14 protein-coding genes are annotated in these 14,148 nt (G+C 70.4%); 9 read left to right on the forward strand and 5 right to left on the reverse strand.

The window, feature by feature from the left end; all coding sequences use genetic code 11:
* Positions 1–172: 172 nt before the first annotated feature.
* Entirely contained in the window at positions 173–904 is a 732-nt protein-coding gene (locus LR394_RS31890; protein ID WP_231448330.1) for a phosphoadenylyl-sulfate reductase, read from the forward strand.
* Between the two features lie 83 nt (positions 905–987).
* Here LR394_RS31890 and LR394_RS31895 read toward each other — a convergent pair whose 3' ends face one another.
* The gene (locus LR394_RS31895; protein ID WP_231448331.1) at positions 988–1,722 is read right to left on the reverse strand and encodes a hypothetical protein; all 735 of its coding nucleotides are present in this window, start codon (positions 1,720–1,722) and stop codon (positions 988–990) included.
* A 358-nt stretch (positions 1,723–2,080) separates the two neighbouring features.
* Between LR394_RS31895 and LR394_RS31900 the strand changes: the two genes are divergently transcribed.
* Positions 2,081–2,512, forward strand: coding sequence for a hypothetical protein (locus LR394_RS31900; protein ID WP_231448332.1), 432 nt, complete (start codon positions 2,081–2,083; stop codon positions 2,510–2,512).
* Between the two features lie 9 nt (positions 2,513–2,521).
* Entirely contained in the window at positions 2,522–3,334 is an 813-nt protein-coding gene (locus tag LR394_RS31905; protein ID WP_231448333.1) for an HpcH/HpaI aldolase/citrate lyase family protein, read from the forward strand.
* 163 nt (positions 3,335–3,497) lie between these two features.
* On the opposite strand, the gene LR394_RS31910 is transcribed toward LR394_RS31905, so the two are convergent.
* On the reverse strand, positions 3,498–4,391 hold the full coding sequence (locus LR394_RS31910) for a DMT family transporter (RefSeq protein ID WP_231448334.1): 894 nt from the start codon (positions 4,389–4,391) through the stop codon (positions 3,498–3,500).
* Positions 4,392–4,518: 127 nt separating this feature from the next.
* Here LR394_RS31910 and LR394_RS31915 point away from each other — a divergent pair, with 127 nt between their 5' ends.
* The 4 genes from LR394_RS31915 to LR394_RS31930 all read left to right on the forward strand — a co-directional run bounded on the left by LR394_RS31915 (position 4,519) and on the right by LR394_RS31930 (position 9,222).
* Complete coding sequence (locus LR394_RS31915) at positions 4,519–5,103, forward strand: hypothetical protein (RefSeq protein WP_231448335.1); 585 nt, start codon at positions 4,519–4,521, stop codon at positions 5,101–5,103.
* A gap of 138 nt (positions 5,104–5,241) precedes the next feature.
* The gene (locus tag LR394_RS31920) at positions 5,242–6,522 is read left to right on the forward strand and encodes a magnesium transporter MgtE N-terminal domain-containing protein (RefSeq protein WP_231448336.1); all 1,281 of its coding nucleotides are present in this window, start codon (positions 5,242–5,244) and stop codon (positions 6,520–6,522) included.
* Positions 6,523–6,610: 88 nt separating this feature from the next.
* Complete coding sequence (locus LR394_RS31925; RefSeq protein WP_269330139.1) at positions 6,611–7,297, forward strand: DUF1003 domain-containing protein; 687 nt, start codon at positions 6,611–6,613, stop codon at positions 7,295–7,297.
* Positions 7,294–9,222, forward strand: a complete 1,929-nt coding sequence (locus LR394_RS31930; RefSeq protein WP_231448338.1) for an ATPase, T2SS/T4P/T4SS family — start codon at positions 7,294–7,296, stop codon at positions 9,220–9,222. Before LR394_RS31925 ends, LR394_RS31930 begins: the two co-directional genes overlap by 4 nt.
* Here the strand turns inward: LR394_RS31930 and LR394_RS31935 are convergent.
* Entirely contained in the window at positions 9,219–9,626 is a 408-nt protein-coding gene (locus tag LR394_RS31935; protein ID WP_231448339.1) for a GAF domain-containing protein, read from the reverse strand. The two genes, LR394_RS31930 and LR394_RS31935, sit on opposite strands and share 4 nt — an antisense overlap.
* A 247-nt stretch (positions 9,627–9,873) precedes the next feature.
* Between LR394_RS31935 and LR394_RS31940 the strand changes: the two genes are divergently transcribed.
* Positions 9,874–11,004, forward strand: a complete 1,131-nt coding sequence (locus tag LR394_RS31940) for an Mrp/NBP35 family ATP-binding protein (protein ID WP_231448340.1) — start codon at positions 9,874–9,876, stop codon at positions 11,002–11,004.
* A gap of 230 nt (positions 11,005–11,234) precedes the next feature.
* On the opposite strand, the gene LR394_RS31945 is transcribed toward LR394_RS31940, so the two are convergent.
* Complete coding sequence (locus LR394_RS31945) at positions 11,235–11,675, reverse strand: twin-arginine translocase TatA/TatE family subunit (RefSeq protein ID WP_231448341.1); 441 nt, start codon at positions 11,673–11,675, stop codon at positions 11,235–11,237.
* 94 nt (positions 11,676–11,769) lie between these two features.
* Positions 11,770–13,509, reverse strand: a complete 1,740-nt coding sequence (locus tag LR394_RS31950) for a S1C family serine protease (protein WP_231448342.1) — start codon at positions 13,507–13,509, stop codon at positions 11,770–11,772.
* Here LR394_RS31950 and LR394_RS31955 point away from each other — a divergent pair.
* Complete coding sequence (locus LR394_RS31955) at positions 13,465–13,851, forward strand: hypothetical protein (protein ID WP_231448343.1); 387 nt, start codon at positions 13,465–13,467, stop codon at positions 13,849–13,851. The genes LR394_RS31950 and LR394_RS31955 overlap by 45 nt on opposite strands.
* Positions 13,852–14,148 lie beyond the last annotated feature (297 nt).

Genomic DNA, 14,148 nt, shown 5'->3' on the forward strand with positions numbered 1-14,148 from the left:
GCGGCGAGGAGGACCTGCGACCGATCGCCTCGGGCACGGTCGAGGGCCTCAGCCGCGGCGGCTGGCACTGTCGTAGCTGTCTTCGCCTGTTCAGCATGAGTTTTCACGGACTGCACCGCCCCGAACAGCTCGACTTATCCTTACCTAGATAAACCTTCCGGAGAGTGAAGCCATGATCGGTTCTCTGATCAGCCGCCCCGAGGATGTCGCCGCCGCGCTCGAGGAAAACCCCGAGGCGTTCGCCGCCGAGGCCAACCGAGTGCTCGAGGGCGCCGACCCGCTGACCGTTCTGGGCTGGGCCGGAAAGGCTTTCGGCAAGAGCCTGGTGATCACCGCGTCGATGGGCGACACCGTGCTGGCCCACCTGACCTCGCGGGCCGTCCCGGGCACCGACATGCTTTTCGTGGACACCGGTTACCACTTCGCCGAGACCATCGGCACGGCCTCGGCCGTGCAGCACTCCTACCCGCTGCGGATGCTCAGCATCCGGCCGAAGGAGTCGGTGCAGGAGCACGAGGCACAGCGCGGGAAGCTGTGGCAGACCAACCCGGACGCCTGCTGCGCGATGCGCAAGGTGGCCCCGCTGAACAACGCCCTGCGCGGATACCGCGCCTGGGCAACGGGTTTGCGGCGCTCGGAGTCCGAGGCCCGGGCCAACACCCCGATCGTGCAGTGGGACGCCAAGCGGGACCTGCTCAAGCTGGCCCCGATCGCGACCTGGACGGACGAGCACGTCGAGGCCTACCAGGACGCGCACCCCGAGGTGCTGAGCAATCCGCTGCTGCAGATGGGCTACCGCTCGATCGGCTGCGGCCCCTGCACCCGGGCGGTGGCGCCGGGTGAGGACGCGCGGGCCGGACGCTGGGCGGGCCGGGCCAAGTCGGAGTGCGGCATCCACCTTTAAACCCGAATGGGGACGTTGTGCGCCCCTTGATCACGCCGGTTCAGCCGGGTGGGCCCTACACTCCCTGGGTCCGCCCGGCTGACTCACTTTTCCGGGCGCTGCAGTGCGCGTTCGAATTCCTCGTCGAAACGCTCGAGGATGACCTGGATCTCGGGGCGCTGCAGAGCCTCCTCGACCCGCTCGGCGCTCTCGCCCACCTCACCATCGGGGCGCAGTTCGGCGTCGGTGACCTTCTCGTCCTCCGGCTTGCTGAAGGTCCGGCGGGCGAACTTGACCGCGGCCGGTGTGAGCTTGCGGCCCTGGGACAGGCCGTCCGCGATGGCCGCGGTGAGCAGGCGCAGGTCCATGCCCTTGAGCGCCTCGTCGTAAGCCCGGCGCACCTGGCGAGCTTCCGCCTCGCGCGCGTCCTTGTCCGAGTCGTCGGGCAGTAGGCCCCGGGCCAGGCTGCGATGCACTGCGCGGGAGAGCAGCACCACCTGCATGACGTCGGTGGGCACCCCCTTCACCGCGCCGAAGATGGCCACGTACTTGCGCACCGGGAACAGGATGACGCGGCGGGGCACCGTGCGCAGGTAACGCATGGCCTCGCGGAACACCCCGCCGGTGTCGGCGCCTTCGTACAGCGGCGCGACCTGGCGTGAGGGGTAGCTGCGATCGCCGGCGCGCAGGGTGCGGACCACGGCGACCTGGGTGGCGCGCAGTCGGATGGCGTCGTCCAGCAGGGGCACCGGGACGAAGCGGGCCGCCGCGACGGCGATACCGCAGACCACTGCCTGCCCCACCAGCACCGCCGGGGGCCGAACCGCCTCAGCACTCATGTCAGTCAAACTACCTATCCGCGGAAAAGGTGCACCTGCTGATCCAAGCGGGACAACGGCCCCCGATCACATCAAGTTCCGGCCGCGCTGCCCGACAGACCGCCCCGGTTCGGCCCAACGCCCGCCACCGCACCGCCCACCCCGGCTTTTCTCGGCCGCATTTGCGGCCTGTTATCGCCAATCCACATTACCGGGGCAACAAAGTCTGCCCCCGGCCAACTTTGTTGCCCCGCTCACTCCCCCGACCACGTCCCCCAGCCGCGCCCGGCTCGTGCACCCGCGCAGTCGTCCGTTGGTGTGACCGGACCGCAACCACCCGGGCTGGACGCAACCACCCCGGACCGGATTGGCTGGCCAGGTGAACGGTGAAGAAGCACTCGCGGTTGCCGGCCTGGTCCTGATCGTCGTGGGCGTGGTGGTGATGATCGTGCCGATGCTGCGCGCCACCCTGGGCAAGTCGGCGATCGCCCGGGTGCCGGAGGCGCTGATCGGCCTGACCCCGCAGGACCAGGCCGAACTGCGCGGGCAGATCGAGAGCAACGGCAAGGTCTCGGCCGCGGAACTGCCCCGACTGCGGGCGATGGCCGAGGGCATGGTGGCGCGCAAAGTGGGCCTCTGGTTCTGCCTGGGCGGAGCGGTCGCGGCGCTTGGCATCGCGGTCAGCGACCCGAGCGATCCGCTGCGGCTGTTCTTCTTCGTCGCCATCCTCGCCCTGACCGGTTTCACCGCCCGGACCGTCCACAGCCGGGCCAAGGCCGGCGCCGCCTTCCTGGAACGCCATTCTCTCTAGGAGATTCCGATGATCCGCTCGGCCCTGTACATGCCTGGTGCGAACGAACGGGCTCTGGAAAAGGCCAAGAGCATCCCCGCCGATGCGCTCATCCTCGACCTTGAGGACGCGGTCGCGCCGGATGCCAAACCGGCTGCCCGCGAACGAGTCTGCGCTCTGGTGGCCGATCGGGCGTACGGCGAGCGGACCGTGGCGATCCGGGTGAACGCTCCGGGAACTCCCTGGCACGAAGCCGATCTGCAGGCCGCCCTGGAAGCCGGACCGTCGGCCGTCCTGGTGCCCAAAGTCGAATCACCGCAGACAGTTCGCGACATTCCGGGCGAAACTCCGATCTGGGCGATGCTGGAGACCCCGACCGCGGTGCTCTGCTCCGCGCAGATCGCCGCGGCCGACGAACGCCTCACCATGCTCGTGCTCGGCACCAACGATCTGGCCAACGAGCTGCACGCCGAGTCCGTACCGGGCCGCGCCCCACTGCTGACCGGGATCGGCCTGGCTCTGCTCGGGGCCCGGGCCGCGGGCAAGCTGATCCTCGACGGGGTCTACAACGACGTGAAGGACGCGGCCGGGTTCGAGGCTGAATGCCTGCAGGGACGACAGTTCGGGTTCGACGGCAAGACGCTGATCCACCCCTCCCAGGTCGAGCCGTGCAACCGGGTGTTCTCCCCCAGCGCCGAGCAGATCGCCGAGAGCCAGGAGATTCTGGCCGCCTGGGAGGAGGCCACCGCCGACGGACGAGGGGTGGCCACCGTGCGCGGTCGGCTGGTGGAGAACCTGCACGTCGAGAACGCGAAACGGATTCTGGCCCGGGCGAAGGCCTAGGGAGTGTTTTGGAATTCGCTGCCGTAGCGAGGAGGTGCCCGGGGCGTCGGCTGGACGCGGCCGGTGGGGCCCCTCGTAGCGGTGTTCTACGTGGGGCCACGCCGGACGCGGTCAGACGGCGTCCCGGGTGCCCCGCAGTAGGCATGGAATTTCAAAACACGACCTAGGGCACCTCGACCGGTTCGGCCGGCCGGGCAGCGGCCCGCGAGCGCACGACCACCACCAGCCCGAGCAGCATCAGCACCGCTCCCGGAATCACGGCCACCGGCGGCGCCTCCCCCAGCCAGGCCCAGGCCAGCAGCGAGGCGCCCGGTACCTCGAGCAGGATCGCCAGGGCCAGCGGGGTGGGGCCGACGGTGGGCAGCGCCGCGTTGAAGAAGGTGTGGCCGAGCACCTGCGCGCCCAGGGTGAGCAGGCCGATCTCGATCCAGGTGCGGGCGGAGAAGCCGAGCAACTGAGTGCCGGTGAGCAGGGCCGCGGGCAGCATCACGGCGGCACAGGTGGCGTAGACGATCAGTGTGTAGATCGCCGGTGATGTCGTCCGCATCACCTTCTGCCCGGCGAGGACATAGAACGCCATGGCCAGGGCCGAAAAGATGGCCAGCGCGTCCCCGGCCAGCGCCTCGGCCGAGCGGCCCGCGTCCACCCTGGTGATCGCCAGTACCCCGGCCAGCGAGAGCGCGACCCCGATCAGCACCGAACGCGGCACCGCGATCCGGCGGATCAGATCGATGGCGACCAGGAACACCGGCGTGGTCGAGACCAGCGCGGTGGAGGCGGCCACGCTGGTCAGTCGCAGACTGGCGAACCAACTGGTGAAGTGGGCGGCCAGAACCACTCCCGAGAACACCGACAGCCACACCACTCCCACCGGTATCCGGCGCAACCCTTCGCGGTCGCCGAGCAGCGCCCAGGTACCACTCACCCCGGCCCCGACCAGGTTGCGCCAGAAGGCGATCGCAATGATCGGGGCCAGGGTTCCGGCGGTCAGAGGGGCGGAGATGCTGACGCCGAAGACGCCGATCGCCACCAATGTCCAGGCCCGCAGTGCAGTCACGAGAACCCTTCGTACCAGAGCCTCAAGTCACGGCCACGCGGTGATCAGGTCACGTCCCGGCCACAGCTCGGTAGCAGACCGCGCGCACCGGGCGGAACGACCAGATCGGTGTGGCACTCTCGCATCTGTGACCACCCATCCCGCATCCGGCAACGCCTCGCAGTTGCGCCGGCCGCTGTCTCCGGTCGAAGCCGCGCTGGTGGCCGAGGCGTGCAGCCGCAGCGACGTGGTGTGGCTGAAACCTGCGGGGGCCGAGCGGTATCAGGCGGTCTGGCACACCTGGCACGACGACGCGGTGGCGGTGGTCTACGGCGCCGGAGAGCAGATGCTGCCGATGCTCAGCGGTGAGGTCGAGGTGATGGCCCGTAGCAAGGACACCGGCGCCGCCGTCATCGGATTCCTGGCCCACGTGGACACGCTGACCGCGCACACCCCGGAGTGGGACGCGGCGGCCACGGTGCTCTCGGCCGCGCGGCTCAACGGGGTGGACGTGGCCCAGCAGCGCGAGCGCTGGGCCTCGGGCGCGATGATCTCGCTGCTGCGCCCGATCGCGGTCACGGTGGCGGCCGAAGGCGACGACGACTCCCCGTCCGGAGCCGCTCCCCCGCCCGGCGGTCCGGCGACCACCACCGAACGCCAGCCGTTCCACTGGGGTGGGCGGCTGCGCCGCGCGCTCCGCCTTCGCCGGCGGCGCGAGAACGATCAGGACTGACCGCCAGACCAAACTGCAGACGTCGGCGGCCGGTGCGGAGAGCGTCTCCAGTTTGTGTGGTTCAAAGGCCCGAGTGCGGTGACCGGCACCACGATCCCCCAGCGAGCCGATCTTCACCCGGCCACCTAGTCTGCACGTGTGGCTGCCGCGAATCGGGTGTTCGTCGCGCGGATGGCCGGACTGGCCGTCTTCGACCCGCTCGGTGACCAGGTCGGCCGGGTCCGCGACGTCATCGTCATGTTCCGGCCCGGCAAACCGACCCGCGTGGTCGGGATGGTCGTCGAGGTGGTCGGGCGCCGCCGGGTGTTCCTGCCGATGACCCGGGTGACCAGCATCGACGCCGGTCAGGTGATCACCACCGGGCTGGTCAACATGCGCCGGTTCGAGCAGCGGCCGACCGAGACCCTGGTGCTGGGCGAGCTGCTCGACCGCACCGTCACGCTCAAGGACGACGGCAGCCAGGTCACCATCGAGGACGTCGCGATCCAGCCGAACCGGACGCGCGAGTGGCGGCTGTGCCGGGCCTACGTGCGCCGGGTGCGGCCGGGCCGCTTCGCCCGAAGGGGTGAAGCCTTCGTCGTCGACATCGACGCGCTGGAGGGCTTCGGAATCGTCGAGGAACGTCAGGGCGCAGCAAACCTGCTGGCCGCGTTCGACGGGATGAAGGCCGCCGACCTGGCCGAGGTGATCCACGAGCTGGCCCCCAAGCGCCGGCACGAGGTGGCCTCCGCGCTCACCGACGACCGGCTGGCCGACGTGCTGGAGGAGCTGCCGGAGGAGATCCAGGTCGAGATCCTCAACGAGCTGGAGTCCGGCCGGGCCGCCGACGTGCTCGAGGTGATGCAGCCCGACGACGCTGCCGACCTGCTCTCCGAGCTGCCGCTGGAGCAACGTGACCAGCTGCTCGAGCTGATGGAGAAGGACGAGGCCGACGATGTGCGCCGGCTGCTGGCCTACGGCGACGACACCGCCGGGGGCCTGATGACCTCCGAGCCGGTGGTGCTGCCGCCCGACGCCGCGATCGCCGAGGCCCTGGCCCGGGTCCGGCGCGCCGAGCTCTCCTCCGCCCTGGCCGCGGCCGTGTTCGTCTGCCGCCCGCCGCTGGAGGCCCCGACCGGCAAGTTCCTGGGCATGGTCCACATCCAGCGGATGCTGCGCGAACCCCCGTCCCAGCTGCTCGGCCGGATCGTGGACAAGGACGTCAAGAGCCTGCGCGCCGACGCCACGCTGGAGCAGGTGGCCCGGCACCTGGCGCACTACAACCTGGTCTCGGTCCCGGTCACCGACGAGCTGGGCCGGCTGATCGGCGCGGTCACCGTGGACGACGTGCTGGACCACCTGCTGCCCGAGGACTGGCGGGAGGATCCGGCCGATCTTCGTGACGTCACGATGACCGGGGAGATCCCGCGTGTCCTCTGAGCGCAAGAAGAAGAAAGCCCGTAAGCCGCCCGAGCGCGGTGTGCCGGAGGAACCGGTACACCGGCTGAAGGCCTGGCGCCGCCGGCTGATGTCGGCCTTTGAGAGCAGCAGCACCGGCCTGGACACGCCCCTGGACGCCGCCCGGCGCAACCGGCGTAGCGGGCCTCCGGTGGACGCCGAGCGCTTCGGCCGGGCCTCGGAACGCTTCGCCCGGTTCATGGGCACCGCCACGTTCCTGGTCGGGATGACCCTGTTCGTCGGCGGCTGGCTGCTGTGGAACTGGCTGGCCCCGGAGGACCTGCAGTTCGACCCGCGGCGGCTGAACTTCACCCTGATGACGCTGATCCTGAGCCTGCAGGCCTCCTACGCCGCCCCGCTGATCCTGCTGGCCCAGAACCGGCAGGCCGACCGCGACCGGGTGGCCGCCGAGCAGGACCGCGACCGGGCCGAGCGGGCGCTGGCCGACACCGAGTACCTGGCCCGCGAGGTGGCCGCGCTGCGGATCGCGCTGAGCGAGGTGGCCACCCGCGACTTCGTCCGCTCGGAACTGCGCTCGCTGCTGGAGGAGTACGGCGAGGACCGGCCCCGGCCGGTCAAGAAGAAGAGCCCGGCCCGTAAGAGCGCCAAGTCACCGAAAGAAGCCAAGGAGCCCTCGAACGGCGGATCGAACGGGACCCCGAAAGCTGCCCCGGACACGTCCGGCAACGGTGCGCAGCCGCCGGATCACCGTTCCGGCTCAACCAACGGGCAAGTGGTGCCGACAGAGACCTCGTGACGACGACCCCTCCGGGCGCCGGGGTTTCCGGTGTGCCCCGCCAGCCCGGTCCGTCACCCATGGCTGGGCGCCGCCGGCTGGGCGACGTCCTGGTCGAGTCGGGCCTGCTCACACCCGAGCAGCTCGAGATGGCGCTGAACGAGCAGCGCCGCCCCGACGCCCCGCGCCGCCGCCTCGGCCAGGTGGTCTCGGACCTGCGCCTGGCCACCGAACGCGACGTCGCCGAGGCCCTGGCCAAGCTGCTCGGGCTGCAGATCGTCGACCTCTCCCGGACCATGCCCGCCCCCGACGTGGTGCGTCTGCTGCCCCGCGCGGTGGCCGAGCGCACCCGCGTCCTGGTGCTCGACCGCACCCCCAAGGGCCTGCTGGTGGCCGCGGCGGACCCGACCAACGTGCTCGCGCTCGACGACGTGAAGCTCTACACCCGCAGCGCGGACATCACGGTGATGGTCGCCACCGACAGCCAGATCCGTGACCAGCTGGCCCGGGCCTGGTCGCTGGGGTCCGACTCCAGCGCGGTCTCGATGGCCGAGGAGAGCGTCGAGGAGGACGAGGCCGACCTCTCCGGGATGGCCGGCAGCACCGACGACGACGCCCCGATCGTCAAGCTGGTGAACCGGATCTTCGGCGACGCAGTCCGGCTGCGGGCCTCCGACATCCACGTCGAGGTGCAGCGTGAGGTGCTGCGGGTGCGCTACCGGATCGACGGTCTGCTGCGCGACGTGATGAACGCGCCGCGCCGGATCGCCACCTCGGTGATCAGCCGGATCAAGATCATGTCGGGTCTGGACATCTCCGAGCGCCGGATCCCGCAGGACGGCCGGACCCGGATCGTGGTCGAGGGGATGGCGATCGACTGCCGGATCTCGACGCTGCCCAGCCTGCACGGCGAGAAGGTGGTCATTCGGCTGCTGACCCGCGGCGACGAGATACCCAGCCTGGCCCAGCTCGGTTTCGAGCCGGACCAGCTGGCCAGCTTCGAGGCCTCGCTGGCCGTGCCGCAGGGCCTGGTGCTGATCACCGGGCCGACCGGATCCGGTAAGACCAACACCCTGTACTCGGCGATCGCGCAGATCAGCGATCCGGAGAAGAACATCGTCACGCTCGAGGACCCGGTCGAGGTGCAGCTGCCGGGGATCACCCAGGTCGGCGCGAACGCCAAGATCGGGATGACCTTCGCGGCCGGCCTGCGCTCGATCCTGCGGCAGGACCCGGACATCATCCTGGTCGGTGAGGTGCGGGACGAGGAGACCGCCGAGCTGGCGCTGACCGCCTCGATCACCGGTCACCTGGTGCTGACCACGCTGCACACCAACTCGGCGGTGGCCGCGCTGACCCGGCTGGTCGACATGGGGGTCGAGCCGTTCCTGGTGGCCTCGTCGCTGACCTGCGCGATCGCCCAGCGGCTGGTGCGCACCCCGTGCGTGTCCTGCCGGGCGCCCTACCGGCCCAGCGCGGAGACGATCACCCTGCTCGGGCTGCTGCCCTCCGACCTGGAGGGCGCCACCCCGATGAAGGGCACCGGCTGCCCGGAGTGCGGCGGCACCGGCTACAAGGGCCGGACCGCGGTGTACGAGGTGCTGGTGGTCAACGACACCATGCGCAAGGTTCTGATGCAGGACGCCAGTGAGGCCGCGATCTCGGCCGCCGCCCGCGAGGCCGGCATGGCCACGCTGCGCGCCTCCGGGCTGCTCAAGGCCCGGCACGGCAAGACCACCTACGAGGAAGTCATCCGGGTCACACAGTCCGACGCCACCGAGACCCACGCCTGCCCCAAGTGCGGCAAGCACGTCGAGGAGGACATGGTGGTCTGCCCCTACTGCGCCACCAACCTCGACCGTGGGCACTGCCAGCACTGCGGCAAGTCGGTCCAGGCCGAGTGGAACGTGTGCCCCTACTGCCGCAACGGCTTACCCCGGCACTAGTTCGCCCGGAGCAGCCGGCCCAGTTGCTGCGAGACCTCGGCCGAGAGCACGCTCAACTCCGCCACCTGCTCGTCCGTCCACACCCGGGGCTTGTGGTCGATCGCGCACAGGGCCCCCACCACCCGGCCGTCGGACAGCAGCGGCACGCCCGCGTAGGCGATCACCCCGAGGTCCATGATCGCCAGGTTCTTGGCCACCAGCGGGTCGTCATGGGCGTTGGTCACCACGAAGGGCGCGCCGGAGGTGACCACGTGCTGGCAGAACGAGTGGGTCAGCGGCGTCCAGCGCTCCGTCAGCCAGGGTTCGGCCAGGCCGAACACGCCCGGCAGGGCCTGGCCCTCCTCGTCGACCAGCGACACCAAGGCCACCGGGCTGTTCAGGCGCTGGGCCGTACGCAGGCACAACACATCCAGATCAGGTACTGCACCCGCCGGTAGCGGGGTTCGTGGCGGTAGCTCCACCACACCTCCAAATCGGTACGACCAGCCCGTTTCCCCCGGCCGGCCGCGGTCCCGTTATCTCAGGCTCCCCCTGGCCCGAGCACCATCCTGAGGCAGATCGGCCGATCGCGCGCGCCGAATCGTTATCAACCAGGTTGCTGAGGACACCCTTCCGTCCGGGGTGCCCGGCCGCGCGGAATACAGTGGCGGTATGTCAGCGCCGCTGCTTGATGCCGTCCACGCCGCCCTCGCCACCGTCAACGACCCCGAGATCCGTCGCCCGATCACCGAACTCGACATGGTCGAATCGGTCGACATCGACGGCTCGACCGTGTCGGTCCGGGTGCTGCTGACCGTGGCCGGCTGCCCGATGCGGGATCGGCTCACCCAGGACACCAAGGCCGCCGTCGGCGCCGTGGCCGGGGTGTCGCAGGTCGAGGTGGACCTCGGCGTGATGTCCGACGAGCAGCGTGGCAACCTGCGCGAGAAGCTGCGCGGCGGACAGGTCACCAAGGAGAACCCCTTCACCCGGCCCGGTTCCCTGACCCGGATCTACGCCGTGGCTTCCGGCAAGGGCGGGGTAGGCAAGTCCTCGGTCACGGTCAACCTGGCCGCGGCCATGGCGGCCGAAGAGCTCTCCGTGGGTGTGCTCGACGCCGACGTCTACGGTTTCTCCGTACCCCGGATGCTCGGTGTCGACCGGCCGCCCACGCGGATGGACGACATGATCCTGCCGCCCGTCTCGCAGGACGTGAAGGTCATCTCGATCGGCATGTTCGTCCCGGGCAACCAGCCGGTGGTCTGGCGCGGGCCGATGCTGCACCGTGCTCTGGAGCAGTTCCTCACCGACGTGTTCTGGGGCGACCTGGACGTGCTCCTGCTCGACCTTCCGCCCGGCACCGGTGACATCGCGATCAGCACCGCCCAACTGCTGCCCACCGCCGAGATCCTGGTGGTCACCACGCCGCAGCAGGCCGCCGCCGAGGTGGCCGAGCGGGCCGGCTCGATCGCTCTGCAGACCAAGCAGCAGGTGGTCGGCGTGGTTGAGAACATGTCCTGGCTGGAGCAGCCCGACGGTACCCGGCTCGAGCTCTTCGGTTCCGGTGGCGGTCAGGCGGTAGCCGACTCCCTCGGTGAGGCGATCGGGGCTCCGGTGCCGCTGCTTGGCCAGATCCCGCTCGACGTCTCGCTGCGTGAGGGGGGCGACGGTGGCGTGCCGGTCGTGCGCTCCAACCCCGACAGCGCGGCTTCGCAGGCGCTCATCGCGGTGGCCCGCAAGCTGGGTAAGCGGGCCCGTGGGTTGTCGGGTCGTTCGCTCGGGTTGACTCCCGCGGGTCGCTGAAAAGCTTTTCCGGAACGGGTGCGGCCACCATCGGCGCACCGGCGCGACTTGGGTGGCCACGGACGTCCCCAGTTGGCGGCTCGTTGCTCTGAGTGGCGGTCGGTGCTCGTGCCCGGCTCTCGCCATTTTGTTTCCGACGGCGGTGGCCGGGTGACGTAGTCGGCCGGCGGGTATGCGAAAGGCCCGGGAATTCTCCCGGGCCTTTCGCATGTGCTGTTCTAGGGCCTTTCCTAGGTGGCGTCCGGATCGAACGCGGGCGCCCCACCCGGAGTGGGCGGTTTCGGGTCTCCGGCCGCCGGTGTCGGCCGGGAACCACCGGCCGACCCGTTCATCCGGGCCTGCTTGCCGTCCAGATCGGGATTCATCGTGTCCCGGTTGTAGCCGTTCTCCTTCAGGCCCAGCGGGTCGTCCGGGTCCCAGGCGTCCGAGAGCGCGTCCCGCACGATCCTGCGCGGGTCGTACTGGCGCGGATCGAGCTTCTGCCAGTCGATCTCGTCGAACTCCGGACCGATCTCCTCGCGCACCTGCTTCTGGGCGCCCTGGGCCATCGCCCGCAGTTGCCGGACCAGACGGGCCAGCCCCTGGGCGTACTCCGGAAGGCGTTCCGGGCCGAGGACGACCGCAGCCACCGCCAGGAGCACGATGAACTCGGCCGGATTGATACCGAACACAACGCGAGACTAGGCCGTACCGGACGGAACTCCAACCGTCCGGTATTCCGTTCGAGTCACGCCGGCCCCGGCGGTGTTCCCGGCGCCGCGACGCTCAGTCACTGGACGCACTGAGTTTCACCTTCACTTCCTCTTCCTTGCCCCCGCCCCGGCGGATGGTCAGGGTGACCGTGTCGCCCGGCTTCTCGGCCCGGATCGCCACGATCAGCTCGTCCGGGGCGGTCACCGGGCGGCCGTTGAACTTGGTGATCACGTCGCCCGGCTCGATCCCGGCCTGGTCGGCCGGGCCACCCGGAGTGACCGGCTCCTGGCCCTGGCGGGCCTCCTGGTTCACCAGCACGCCCTCGCCGGCGTAGGTCGGGTCGAGGGTGACGCCGATGATCGGGTGGTCGGCCTTGCCGGTCTGGATCAGCTGCTCGGCGGTGCGCTGGGCCTGGTTGCTGGGGATCGCGAAGCCCAGGCCGATGCTGCCGCCGGTGGCGTCGGTGGTGCCCGGCACCCGGGCGATCGCCGAGTTCACCGCGATCACGTGCCCGGCCGCGTTGACCAGCGGGCCGCCGGAGTTGCCGGGGTTGATCGCGGCGTCGGTCTGGATCGCGTTGATGAAGGCCGGGCTGTCACCCTCGCCCGCCGCGACCGGGCGGTTCAGCGCGCTGACGATGCCGGTGGTGACCGTGCCGGTCAGGCCCAGCGGGGCGCCGATCGCCACCACCGGGTCGCCCACCTGCACCTCGTCGGAGTCACCGAACGAGAGCTCGCGCAGACCCTTGGCCTTGACCTTGACCACGGCCAGGTCGTACGAGGCGTCGGCGCCGACCAGCGTGCCCTTGGCCTGGGTGCCGTCCTGGAAGACGACCTGGATGTCCGGGCTGCTGCCCCCGGCGCCGGCATCGCCCCCGTCGCCGGAGACCACGTGGTTGTTGGTCAGGATGTAGCCGTTCTCGGCGTCGACCACGAAGCCGGAGCCGGTGCCCTGCGACTGCCCGGCCACCACCTCGAGCGAGACCACGCTGGGGGTGACCGCGGACGCGACGGTGGTGACCTCGCCGGACGTCTGGTTACGGTCGTCCTTCACCGGCTCGGGCAGCGACACCGTGGGAGCGCGGCCGTCGGCGTCCGCAACATCGTCGTAGAGCGCGCTACCCCCGAAGCCTCCCAAGACCCCGGCCAGCAGACCCACACCCAGAGCGGCTGCGATCAGGGACGCGCGGCCCGAGGCCTTGCCGTTGGGACGGCCGGGCGGCATCGGCGGCGGTGGGCCCCAGGCCGGCTGGAGGCCGGGGATCAGCGGGTCGCCGCTGTTGCCGGCAGGGTTGTTGCCAGCAGGGTTGCCAGCACTGTTGTTACCGGTGTTGTAGCTGCCGGCGTTGAAACCGCCGGTGTTGTAGCCACCAGCGCTGAAGCCACCGGTGTTCTGGCCGCCAGGGTTCTGGCCGTTTGCGTTCTGGCCGCCCGGGCTGAAGCTGCCGGTGTTGTAGCCACCTGAGCTGTAGCCGCCAGTGTTGAAACCGCCCGAACTGTAGCCGCCGGTGTTGTAGCCACCCGAGTTGTAGCCGCCCGTGTTGTGGCCGCCGCTGCCGTAGCCGAGTGGTCCGGCGCCGGGATAGGCGCCCTGGTTCGGGTTCTGAGTGCTCTGGGGGTTCTGGGGATTGGCGCCGGAGCGGGCCTCGCCCAGGTCGGCCGTCCAGGAACCGGTGGAAGAACCGCTCGGCGAAGACCATCCACCCTGGCTGCCCTGACTCGAACCGCCCTGACCGCTCTGGCCCTGACCGCCCTGCGCCTGACCGCCGTGGCTCGAACCACCCTGACCGCTCTGGCCCTGACCGCCCTGCACCAGACCGCTCTGGCTCGAACCACCCTGAGCACTCTGGCCAAGGCTGTCCTGCGCCTGGTTGCCCTGGCTCGGACCGCTCTGCACCAGACCGCCCTGGACCTGACCGCTCTGCGTCTGACCGCTCTGCGTCTGACCGCTCTGCGCCTGAACGCCCTGGCTCAAACCGCCTTGGCCGCTCTGGCCTTGGCCGGCCTGACTCGAACCGCCCTGACCACCCTGGCCCTGGCTGCCCTGCATCAGACCGCCCGGTGCCTGGCTGCCCTGACTCGGACCACCCTGACCGCTCGAGCCACCCTGGGCCTGGCTGTTCTGCGCCTGACCGGGCTGCCCCTGGCTCCCTGACGTGTTCTGGGAGTAGCCGGATTGCCCGCCACCTGAAGCGGCCGGGTAGGCCCCGTAGTGCTGCCCCTGGCTCTGCTGGTCCGGCCTGCCCACCGTCTCGTTCGGCGAGGTCTGGTCCGCCGACTCCGCTCCGGCGTCCCTGGCCGCCGACGAGGGCGGTTGCGCCTCGCCCGTCTTCTGATCGTGCTCGTGGTTTCCGAACCCGCCACTGCCCTGTGCCGACTGACTCAACGCCGCATCCCGTTCCTGCACCGAGGCTTCACCCGACTCGCTGCCACCCTGACCCGCGGACGGACC

This window comes from Kineosporia babensis (assembly GCF_021129305.1).
GTDB classification, from domain to species: domain Bacteria; phylum Actinomycetota; class Actinomycetes; order Actinomycetales; family Kineosporiaceae; genus Kineosporia; species Kineosporia babensis.

Bases quoted from the DNA above. Each gene is read 5' to 3' on its own strand.
- LR394_RS31905 (WP_231448333.1), top strand. From the start codon at position 2,522: ATGATCCGCTCGGCCCTGTACATGCCTGGTGCGAACGAACGGGCTCTG.
- LR394_RS31925 (WP_269330139.1), top strand. From the start codon at position 6,611: ATGTCGGCCTTTGAGAGCAGCAGCACCGGCCTGGACACGCCCCTGGAC.
- LR394_RS31895 (WP_231448331.1), bottom strand. From the start codon at position 1,722: ATGAGTGCTGAGGCGGTTCGGCCCCCGGCGGTGCTGGTGGGGCAGGCA.
- LR394_RS31890 (WP_231448330.1), top strand. From the start codon at position 173: ATGATCGGTTCTCTGATCAGCCGCCCCGAGGATGTCGCCGCCGCGCTC.
- LR394_RS31940 (WP_231448340.1), top strand. From the start codon at position 9,874: ATGTCAGCGCCGCTGCTTGATGCCGTCCACGCCGCCCTCGCCACCGTC.